Here is a 10,087-nt window from a genome sequence, read left to right on the forward strand (position 1 = left end):
GCCGCCTTCGCTATTCGCTCTTGGGGTCGCGCCAGAAGCTGGGAAGGTAGAAGCCCGTCAGCGGCGTGACCTCCGGGTGCTGGATGAAGGACCAGCGCGCCAGCCATTGCTTGCCAATATAATAGAGCGGCACGACATAGTGACCGCTGATCAGAACGCGGTCATAGGCACGCGTGGCCGCCACGAAATCCTCGCGTGAGCGCGCGGTCACGATGGCATTGATCATTGCATCGACGGCCGGGCTGGCGACGCCCGCGTAGTTGAAGGAACCGGGGCGATCGCGCGCCGCCGAGCCCCATCGGTTCACCTGCTCCGCCCCGGGTGACAACGTGCCCGAGAAGGCGGCGACCGTTACGTCATAGTCGAAACCCTGTTTGCGCTTTTGATACTGCGCATCGTCGACCTGCCTGACATCGGCCTGAACGCCGATCCGCGCCAGCGTCCGGGCATAGGCGAGGGCGATCTTCTGTTGATCGCTATATTGAACGAGGATTTCGAAGCGTAGCGGCATGCCCTTGGCGTCGACCATTCGGCCATTCTCGAAACGGTAGCCGTCGGCCTGCAAGAGATCGACCGCCTGGCGCAGGAGCGCCCGATCGCTGCCGGACCCATCGCTGACGGGCGGCTTGTCCTCGCCGCGCATGGCGGCGGGTGACACATCGGCTTCGAACGGCGCCAGCAGAGCGCGCTCCTTGGCGTCGGCCGGGTGTCCGACGCTGGAGAGCGTGGAATTGTCGAAGAAGCTCGTCAGCCGCGAATAGGCGCCGTAGAAGAGATTGGCATTCGCCCATTCGAAATCGAACAGAAGCGACAAGGCTTCGCGAACCTTCGGATCGCTGAATGGCGCGCGGCGGGTGTTGAAGAAGAAGGCGTTCAGATTGGCGGGGCGCCCCGTCAGGAAGACCTCCTTGATGACGCGCCCGTCCTTTACAGCCGGGAAGTCGTAGGCCGTTTGCCAATGGCGCGGGTTGGGCTGCTGGTAAAGATAGACGTAGGACAGCCCCTTCTTGAAGGCCTCGAACTGCGCGTTCTGGTCGCGGTAATATTCGACGGTGATCTCGTCGTAATTGTCCAGCCCGCGCTTGGTCGGGAGGTCCTTGGCCCAATAGTTCGGGTTGCGGCGGTAAATGATGCGCTGGCCCGGCTCGACGCGGTCGATGATATAAGGCCCCGATCCGATGGGCGGCTTCAGGGTTGTCTGCGCGATGGTCTCCGCGTTGAAATCGCCCGCCGGTAGCACGGGAAGACCCGCCAGAAGCAGGGGAAGCTCGCGATCCGCCTTTTCGTTGAAGGTGAAGCGGACGCCGCGTTCGCCGACCACTTCCACCTTGGCGACCTTCGACAGCCAGCTGGAATATTGCGGGCGAACCGATCCCTGCTGGCGCAGAAGCTCGACCGTCGCCAGAACGTCCTGCGGGCGAACGGATCTGCCATCCGAGAAGCGGGCGGCCGGGTTCAGCCGGAACTCGACGAAGCTGCGTTCCTCGTCCGTTTCGACACTCTCCGCGATCAGCCCATAATAGGTGAAGGGCTCGTCCGCCGAGCGCTGCATCAGCGGCTCGAACACGAGATTGCCGAATTCGGGGTCGGCAAAGATGCCACGCGCTGTCGTCAGAGCGCCGCGAACGCTGACCGGGTTCAAATTGTCGAAATCGCCGAACACCCCGTAGACCATGCGTCCGCCCTTGGGGGCATCGGGATTGGCGTAGGGAAAATGGGTGAACCCGGCGGGAAGGCCCGGTTCACCCTGCATGGCGATACCGTGCGCGGCCCAGGCGCTCGCTGAGACAGAAAGCACGGTTCCGACCGAAAGAGCGGCTGACAGCGCAAGCGGTCGCAGGATATGGACGAGGCTACGCGATGACATCAGGCCCGAAACTCCTTGGCATTTCGGGCCGGAAACTACCGGCTTTGCAGCGGCTTGCCTACACCCGGCCAGCCTGCCGCAAGCTTGGGGCATGTCTTCAAACGGCCTCATTTGCAGAAGACCGCAGACGGGGCTATGCAGGCCGCGACCCGGATCGAGGCTCACGCCAAAGAAGGAAGAACAGACCGTGAGAACCCTTACCAAGAACATTCAGCAGGCGCTGGCTCTGGCAGGTCTGGCCGCTGTCGCCGGATTGGCTATGCCGGTCGCGGGCGCTTCCGCGCAGCAGGTCCCGGCAGAGTGGTTCAAGGTCTGCTCGCCGCAGGGCGAGAACAACATCTGCAACACGCAGTACACGATGATCGCCGACACCCGTCAGCTGATCACCGCCGTGAACTTGATCAACGTTTCCGGTAAGGTGAACCAGAAGGTTCTGCAGGCCGTCGTGCCGACCGGCCGCGTGATCCCCGCTGGCGTGCAGGTCCAGATCGACGAGAACAAGCCCCAGACGCTGAACTACTCCGTCTGCTTCCCCGATCGCTGCATCGCCGAGGTCGAACTGTCGGACGCCATCATCGCGTCGATGAAGAAGGGCAAGGCGCTCAAGATCACGTCGACCAATTTCCAGCGTCAGCCGAACCCGATCTCGATCACGCTGTCCGGCTTCACGGGCGCCTATGACGGCCCGGCCAAGGCGCAGCCCGAGCTCGCCCAGCGCCAGCAGGAGTTGGACAAGGCTCTCCAGGGTCAGGCGGAAGCTCGCCGCCAGCGCTTCGAAGATGCACAAAACAAGGCCAAGGCCACGCAGTAATCCGCGCGGACCCTTGCCAACGAAAACGGCGGCCCAAAAGGCCGCCGTTTTCGTTTCATGTGAAGAACGCGATCCTCTCACGACAATCGCATGGGATCAGTTCCGGTGCAGTTCCTTCAGGCGATAGGCGCCATCAAAGGGACCATCGAACATATCGGCGACCTGAGGATGACGAACCTTCTGGCCGGTATCGTCCGGGACGAGGTTCTGCTCAGACACATAAGCAACATACTCGCTCTCCGCGTTCTCCGCGAAAAGATGGTAGAAGGGCTGATCCTTCCGAGGCCGCACGTCGGCCGGAATGGATTGATACCATTCTTCCGTGTTGCTGAATTCGGGGTCGACATCGAAGATCACGCCACGAAACGGAAAGATCCGATGACGAACGATCTGACCGATAAAGAACCGCGCGCTTTGAGTTGAACTGTCTTTCATCCGGCGCGATTTAGCTCCGGCAGGGCATGACCGCAAGGAGGCCTGCACGATCGCAGACCGTTTGCCCGATCAAACTGATCGTTTGCCGGTCAAACCGAACTCGCCCTATCGTCCCGCCGCGCAGATCGAGCCGGCAACCGGAAAGACGAACCGGGCTCCACGCCTTCCCGCATGAGCGTTCGGCGCAGAAGCGGAAGCCGAGAGAGGAGGCTGACCCCTGCGCTTCGCGCTAGTTGCACGGGGAGAAAGCCGGACAAAAGCGATCGATTGAGAAGATCGACCGCTGCGGTCCGCGTCGCAATATCGGCCCCCCGAGCGCTGTCGTAATCGGCGGTCATCCGCCGCCCTCCCAGATCGTCTCTATGACGCTCGGCCACCTTGATGAGATCGATGACGTCCCGCAAGCCGAGATTGAGTCCCTGAGCGCCGATCGGAGGGAATACATGAGCGGCCTCGCCCAGGAGCACGCGGCGCTCGGCGCCGAAGCGCGAGGCGGCAGCGCCCGATAGCGGGAACGACTGCGGCTCGCCCTCGACCTCCACCGCGCCGAGGATCGAATGCAATCGATCCTCGATCATGCGCGACAGGCGATCGGGCCGCGCGGAAACGATGAGACCGGCGGTTTCGGGCCGCTCAACCCAAACAAGAGACGAACGGCGACCCGGCAGCGGAACCTGGGTGAAAGGGCCGGTGCGGGTATGAAATTCGGTCGATACGCCGTCATGATCGCGTTGATGGCCGAAGTTCAGAACGATCGCGCTCTGCGGATAGGACCAGTTCCGCACCGAAATGCCAGCGCTTTCGCGAACCCGCGAGCGCCGGCCGTCAGCGCCAACCACGAGCCCGGTTCTGACCATCTCGCCCGACGACAGCGTCAGATGAGCGTGGTCCTGTTTCGCATCGATCGATGTCACCGCGTCGCTTATGACGGTCAAACGATCCGCCATCGCCGACACAGCCGAACGAAAGATCCGCATCAGATCGGCGTTCAGAATATTGATGCCGAACGCATCCCGATCGATTTCACTTGCGTGGAACTCGATATTGGGCGCGCGAAAAAGTCGCATCGTGTCGTCGATGATGCGCATGACCCGAAGTGGTTCTCCCGCGCGCTCGATCTCGCCCATCAGTCCGCAGGTCGCGAGAAAGTCCAAAGACGAGCCGATCAGCGCAGTGGAGCGCCTGTCGTCCGGCGCCTGCGGGGCGATCAGGATCGTCTCGAAGCCTGCCTTTGCCAGACCCAGCGCCGCGCCGTAGCCAACCAAGCCACCACCGATCACAGCCACTTCACGACGGATTTCGGTCATCGATTCCGAGCCTTTCGAATGGTCAAACGCGTGGTTCACTGTATCTCTTTTCAGTGTTTAAGCGAGATACGGCCTGCGGAACGGATGACAACCGCATATCGCCTGCGTTAGGCAGCGGGCAGCGAATTAACGGTTGGCGGAAGACGTGACAGCGAATTTGAAGCAATGGCGCGCCTTTTCGGTTCATCTGCTGACGGCGAGCGGTGCTTTCTGGGCGTTCCTCTCCATCATCGCCGCTGCCGAGCAGAACTGGGTTCATATGTTCGCGTGGCTGGGTCTTGCCCTGTTCGTGGACGGGATCGACGGACCCATAGCGCGGCGCGTGGACATCAAGCACGTCCTGCCGAACTGGTCCGGCGACATGCTGGACGCCATCATCGACTATTCGACCTATGTCCTCATTCCGGCCTTCGGACTTTACCAATCCGGGATCATCGGCCGGCCTTGGTCTTTCGTCGCTGCCGCACTGATCGTCGTGACCAGTGCGGTCTATTACGCCGACATGCGGATGAAGACGAAGGACAACCATTTCCGCGGCTTTCCGGTGACGTGGAATATGGTGGTCTTTACCTTTTTCGTTGTGCAGCCGGATGATTGGACCGCCTTCGCCTTCGTCGTGTTCTGCTCGATCGCGACATTCCTTCCCATCAAGTTCCTTCACCCGGTCCGCGTGGCGCGCCTACGCACCATCAACCTAGCGGTTTTTGCCGTCTGGTCGATCTTCGGACTGATCGCGATCTCCTATGCGTTCGAGGCCCCGACGTGGGTTCGCACCGGCGTGCTCCTCTCGGCTCTCTACCTGTTCTGCATCGGCGGGGTCCTGCAATTCATCGATCGACTTCAGGGACGATCCGACGTCTCGCCCAGCTTCGAGGACTGACCATGCCCCACGCGATTGTCGTCAACGAAATCGGCGGTCCGAACGTGATGGTCTGGCGCGATGTCGAGCGTCGGGCTCTGAAGGGGGGGGAGGTTCGCGTTCAGCAGGAGGCGGCCGGCCTCAACTTTATCGACGTCTATTTTCGCAACGGGACATACAAGGCACCCCATCTCCCCTTCGTGCCGGGCAAGGAAGGGGCGGGGGTCGTGGTCGAACTCGGCCCGGATGTTCACGCGCTGAGCGTCGGTGATCGTGTGGCCTATTGCGGCGTCGATGGCGCCTATTGCGAAGAGGTGGTGGTTCGAGCCGATCAATGCCTGACCTTGCCCGACGGGATCGACACTCAGACCGCAGCCGCGATGATGCTCAAGGGAATGACGGCCGAGTATCTGCTTCGGCAGACGTTCACCGTCGGTCCCGGCCATACGGTTCTGATCCACGCGGCGGCCGGAGGGGTCGGTCTGATCGCCGGACAATGGGCCAGACATCTGGGCGCTCGCGTGATCGGAACCGCCGGCGGCCCGGAGAAATGCGCCTTGGCTCTCGAGCATGGTTACGATCACGTCATCGACTACAAGTCCGAGGATTTCGTCGCTGCCGTGCGCGACCTCACCGACGGGCAAAAATGCGATGTGGTTTACGATTCCGTGGGCCGCGACACGTTTCCGAACAGTCTCGACTGCCTCAAGCGGCGTGGTCTGTTTGTGAGCTTCGGACAATCCTCCGGAAAAATCCCCGGTTTCGATATCGGGATTCTCAACCAGAAGGGTTCGCTCTTCATGACCCGTCCGAGCCTGAACGGCTATACGGCGACCCGTGCGGAACTCGAACAGAGCGCCGCAGCCTTATTCGATGTCGTCGCGAGCGGCGCTGTGTCCATTCGAATCCAGCAGACATTCCCGCTGGCCCAAGCCGCCGACGCGCACCGCGCGCTGGAATCGCGACGCACGACAGGGGCATCCATTCTGACGATCTGATCGCACCGCGCATAAGCATTTCAGATCGTGGTACAGATGCCGAACAACTCAAAAGCGATCACAGCAAATCCGCCTTTGCAAAACGGCGGGTCCCGCAACAGGAATTTGCAATGGCTCCGTGCCATCGCAGCCTTGTTCGTGCTCCTGTATCACGCGAGCGTTTACCTTAAGCAGATCACCGGCGACGATACATTTTTCCACGTTTTCGACGGGCGCTTCGGCTTGTTGGGCGTTGCAGTCTTCTTCGCTATCTCGGGCTACCTGATGGCGGAAATCCTGCCGAAAGCGGACCCTTGGCGTTTTCTGCTGCATCGGATCCTGCGGATCTATCCGATCTTCCTGATCGTTCTCGCAAGTGTTCTCCTGGCTCGGCGGCGGCCGGGCGAAGTCGATCTTTGGGCAGCGACTTTGGTTCCGGCGGGAGAGGGACGTGTTTATTATCTCGGCGTGGAGTGGACGCTGCTCTTCGAGACGTGCTTCTACGTCTTTCTCTTCCTCTGCAGCTTGGCAGGCCTGAAGAACCGTCTCTCCTGGATCGCTTCCATCTGGTTGCTGGTCATCGGAGCGGCAACGCTCTTCTACCCACAAATTCAGGCCGAGCTGACACCAACCATCGACTGGCTGCCCCTTATGGCCGTCAATTCCGCGTTTGCTTTCGGACTCCTCGTTCCAGCCTTGCGCGAGCGCGGGTTGTTTCAGCCGGCTACGGCTATGCTCGCTGCCGGCCTCATCCTGATTTGCGACGTCTTCCCATTCGGCATCAACCGCTGGGTTGCCTCTGTCGGGGCGTTTCTTCTCGTCGGATTGGTGATCTCCTATAATTCCACGGACGCTCAAATGAACGGCCGCTTGGCGAGGCTCGCCGATCGCTATGGGGACTGGAGCTACGCTCTCTATCTTTGTCACGTACCTCTTATGGTCGCGATCTATCTCAAGTCCCCGCCGCTTCCGAACGGTGTGCTTTGGATGCTTGCGATCCTGGTGCCGCTCACTGTGGCCGCCCCCTTCGGAATGCTCGATCTCTTCCTGTACAAGCGACTGAAGCTATGGGCGGATCAGACCTCTCGAATTGTGAGAGTAAGCCTCTCTGGTCTTTATACTCTAAGCTTTCTTTTGCTCTCCGGATGGGCAGCTTGGATCGGTGTCAGCCCCCACCCCCAAGCTCACAGCCGCGCTTCTGAAGCCACCACGGTGCCGATTCCAACCGTTGACGAGACATCTCCGACCGGTCAGCTCCTGCCACCATCACAAACGCTTGCGCCTCCGCCCCCTCTCCCTTAAACAAGCCAGCATCGGATGGGTGGCCGAGTGGTTTAAGGCAGCGGTCTTGAAAACCGCCGTGCGGGGAACCGTACCGTGAGTTCGAATCTCACCCCATCCGCCAACCCTAAGTCATTGATTTTGCTCGGAATTTTCCGGCACGAAAACCGCCTGATGTCACACCCTGATGTCACAGGCGGCAGGCATGGCGACGACTCATCTTTCACGGCGCGGCGGGGTCTGGTGGTTCACGCGGGCGATGCCCGAGACCTTCGCCAAGGATTCGGCAACTCGCACGTGCGACGTTCCCTTCGGACGGCGGAACTGGCCGTCGCGAGGAGGCGGGCGGCGCGCATGACGGTGGCGGTGGACGAATGGGCGGAGGCCGTGCGGCAGGCGATCGGCGCCGATCCCGACCAGCCCGACCGTGCCTTGCTGTCCCGCCTGCTGGACGACGCGCTGTCGCTTGAGGAAGGCGCGGCCGCCGCCGCGCGGCTCCGCCAGCGCGCGTCCGACCTTCGCGCCGCCACGGCCGAACTCGCGGCCGTCACCGCTTCGGGCGATCACCTGCGGGACACTGCGGCCCGCGTGCTGCCTGTCTTCCGTGGCATGGCCGATGACATCCGGGCGAAGGCCGTCCGCCTCGCCGATCTGGAGGCCCGCCACGCCCCGTCCGACGCGATCGAAACGCTTCGGGCCGAGATGGTCGCGTCTATGGCCGACATGCGGACCACGGTCCTCGGCGCCCACCGCGACCGCTGGTCAGCGGAGCCGCTGTCGGCTTGGCTTCCGAAATACCTCAACGTCAAGGCGACGACCCTCAAGAACTCCAAACATCTGGACACCCTCCGGCCGCAGGTCGAGTTGTTCGCGCGGGTGGTCGGGGACCTACCCGTCAGGGACTACACGCGCGAGCACTTCGAGGCTTACCGCAACCTCCTTGATCGGATGCCCGCCCGCTGGCAACTCCGCTTCAAGACGAGCGATCCGGAAACCGCCATTGCCGCGAACGCGCGGCGCCTGACACCGTTTGACCTCATGGGGCCGAAGTCGGTGGACGACGACTACCTCTCACCCTTGAAGACCCTCTTCACGTGGCTCGCCGACGACCGGCGCGCCATCGAGCGGAATCCCGGCCGAGGCATCGTCTCGACGCGGACGGACCCCCAGATGCGGGCCGACGAGGCTCGGCGGCCGTTCAAGCCGGACGACTTGTCGCGATTCTTTCGGCACGTCGTCGCGACACGTCCTCAGACCTCGCCCGACTACTGGTTACCGCTCCTCGCGCTCTACACGGGTGCACGCCTCAACGAGTTGTGTCAGGTCGATCCGAGTCGGATCATCCAGCGGAACGGAATGTGGCTCCTTGACCTCCTGACCATCCTCGACCGCGACGAACTCGAACGGCTGCCCGGGGTCGCCCGGCTCAAGCTGAAGTCGGCCGCCGCGCGCCGGGAAATCCCCCTACACGACGATCTCGTGCGGGCCGGATTCCTCGACTTCGTGAAGTCGCGCCGCAGACGGGCAGGGCGTCTCTTCCCGACCCTAAAACCCGACAAGTACGGCTGGACGTCGGGCGGCGGCTGAACCTCGACATCGAAAGGGCCGGCGCGAAGGCGGAGAAGGTGTCGTTCTACTCCCTCCGCCACAACTTCCGTTCGGCGCTGCGCAACGCGCGCGTTCCCGACCTGACGGCCGATCGCGTCATGGGGCACATTATTCCCGGCGCGCAGGGTCACTACGGCGACCCGCACCTCGAACCCGCCGAGATCGAGGACGTGCGCCGCATCACGTTCCCCGGCGTCGACATCACGCCGTACCTCGACCCGTCCGCCATCCGGCGACCGATCCGCCGGAAGAAGGTCAGCACCGTGCCCTTGGCGGACGGTGAGTGACGGCGCAGCCGTCGCGAGCCGGCCGAACCCGGCAACGCCCCGCGTGGGGCGTGAGACCCTCCCGGGGGAGGGTCGGAGCCGGGCCGCAGGGCCGGGTGGGCGAGGGGGCACCCCCTTGCGCCCCGACGCCCACCCGGCCATTCCGTGACTCACGAAACGGAGCCGCCTGCTATGTCCGACACCCCGCCAGACGAGCCACCGAAGCCCCGTCAGGGCCGACGACCGGTCCGCGCGGACGCCCGGCCCATGACGCCCGCCGAGCGGCAGGCCCGGCGTCGGCAGCACCTCGTGGACCGCCGGCCGGCGCTGGCCGCGCTCGTGGACTTGGCCGAGGCCGACGAGCGGCTGCGCGAACTCCGCCGGTCGGAGGCACCGGACCCGGCGGAACTCAACCGCGCGGACCTCAAGCGGGCGCAGGCGACCGGCGACCTCGCGCTGGCGCTCGGCGTGTCGGAGATGTGGGCACGACGGCAGCTTCGGCGTCGCGGCTGGATCGCGAAGGGGTGGCTACCGTCCGACGTGCTCAAGTAAGCAATTGGGATTGAGTGTTCGCGATGGCTTATGTCTCTCCCACTCGCCCACCCTTCACGAAAGCTTCCATTTCATCGGGTGAGGTACGGCTCAGGCCTTCAGAGAACATCTGCCTTTGGAAAGC

At 62.9% G+C, this 10,087-nt stretch carries 10 protein-coding genes and 1 tRNA gene; 8 read left to right on the forward strand and 3 right to left on the reverse strand.

Going from position 1 to position 10,087, the window contains the following annotated elements:
* Nucleotides 1-10: 10 nt before the first annotated feature.
* A complete protein-coding gene (locus AUL36_RS16590; protein WP_062222522.1) occupies nucleotides 11-1,867 on the reverse strand; it encodes an extracellular solute-binding protein in 1,857 nt (618 codons plus the stop codon).
* A gap of 259 nt (nucleotides 1,868-2,126) precedes the next feature.
* Here AUL36_RS16590 and AUL36_RS16595 point away from each other — a divergent pair, with 259 nt between their 5' ends.
* Nucleotides 2,127-2,678, forward strand: coding sequence for an invasion associated locus B family protein (locus tag AUL36_RS16595; RefSeq protein WP_374700784.1), 552 nt, complete (start codon nucleotides 2,127-2,129; stop codon nucleotides 2,676-2,678).
* 96 nt (nucleotides 2,679-2,774) lie between these two features.
* Here the strand turns inward: AUL36_RS16595 and hspQ are convergent, their stop codons facing one another.
* Nucleotides 2,775-3,113, reverse strand: a complete 339-nt coding sequence (hspQ, locus tag AUL36_RS16600) for a heat shock protein HspQ (RefSeq protein WP_062222524.1) — start codon at nucleotides 3,111-3,113, stop codon at nucleotides 2,775-2,777.
* An 89-nt stretch (nucleotides 3,114-3,202) separates the two neighbouring features.
* The gene (locus AUL36_RS16605) at nucleotides 3,203-4,420 is read right to left on the reverse strand and encodes a UbiH/UbiF family hydroxylase (RefSeq protein ID WP_062222526.1); all 1,218 of its coding nucleotides are present in this window, start codon (nucleotides 4,418-4,420) and stop codon (nucleotides 3,203-3,205) included.
* A gap of 133 nt (nucleotides 4,421-4,553) precedes the next feature.
* On the opposite strand from AUL36_RS16605, the gene pcsA reads away from it, so the two are divergent.
* The 7 genes from pcsA to AUL36_RS16640 all read left to right on the forward strand — a co-directional run bounded on the left by pcsA (nucleotide 4,554) and on the right by AUL36_RS16640 (nucleotide 9,963).
* The gene (pcsA, locus tag AUL36_RS16610) at nucleotides 4,554-5,300 is read left to right on the forward strand and encodes a phosphatidylcholine synthase (protein WP_062222528.1); all 747 of its coding nucleotides are present in this window, start codon (nucleotides 4,554-4,556) and stop codon (nucleotides 5,298-5,300) included.
* A gap of 2 nt (nucleotides 5,301-5,302) precedes the next feature.
* On the forward strand, nucleotides 5,303-6,277 hold the full coding sequence (locus AUL36_RS16615; protein ID WP_062222530.1) for a quinone oxidoreductase family protein: 975 nt from the start codon (nucleotides 5,303-5,305) through the stop codon (nucleotides 6,275-6,277).
* 36 nt (nucleotides 6,278-6,313) lie between these two features.
* On the forward strand, nucleotides 6,314-7,558 hold the full coding sequence (locus AUL36_RS16620) for an acyltransferase family protein (protein ID WP_082655895.1): 1,245 nt from the start codon (nucleotides 6,314-6,316) through the stop codon (nucleotides 7,556-7,558).
* A 13-nt stretch (nucleotides 7,559-7,571) separates the two neighbouring features.
* Nucleotides 7,572-7,661 (forward strand) — tRNA-Ser (locus AUL36_RS16625).
* A gap of 50 nt (nucleotides 7,662-7,711) precedes the next feature.
* Nucleotides 7,712-9,124 (forward strand): DUF6538 domain-containing protein, encoded by a 1,413-nt coding sequence (locus tag AUL36_RS16630; protein WP_062222534.1) that lies wholly within the window; start codon nucleotides 7,712-7,714, stop codon nucleotides 9,122-9,124.
* A gap of 38 nt (nucleotides 9,125-9,162) precedes the next feature.
* The gene (locus tag AUL36_RS16635; RefSeq protein WP_062222536.1) at nucleotides 9,163-9,432 is read left to right on the forward strand and encodes a hypothetical protein; all 270 of its coding nucleotides are present in this window, start codon (nucleotides 9,163-9,165) and stop codon (nucleotides 9,430-9,432) included.
* A gap of 246 nt (nucleotides 9,433-9,678) precedes the next feature.
* Nucleotides 9,679-9,963 (forward strand): hypothetical protein, encoded by a 285-nt coding sequence (locus tag AUL36_RS16640; RefSeq protein WP_062222538.1) that lies wholly within the window; start codon nucleotides 9,679-9,681, stop codon nucleotides 9,961-9,963.
* The last annotated feature ends 124 nt before the right edge of the window (nucleotides 9,964-10,087 follow it).

It is taken from the genome of Aureimonas sp. D3, assembly GCF_001463805.1.
GTDB classification, from domain to species: Bacteria; Pseudomonadota; Alphaproteobacteria; order Rhizobiales; family Rhizobiaceae; genus Aureimonas; species Aureimonas ureilytica_A.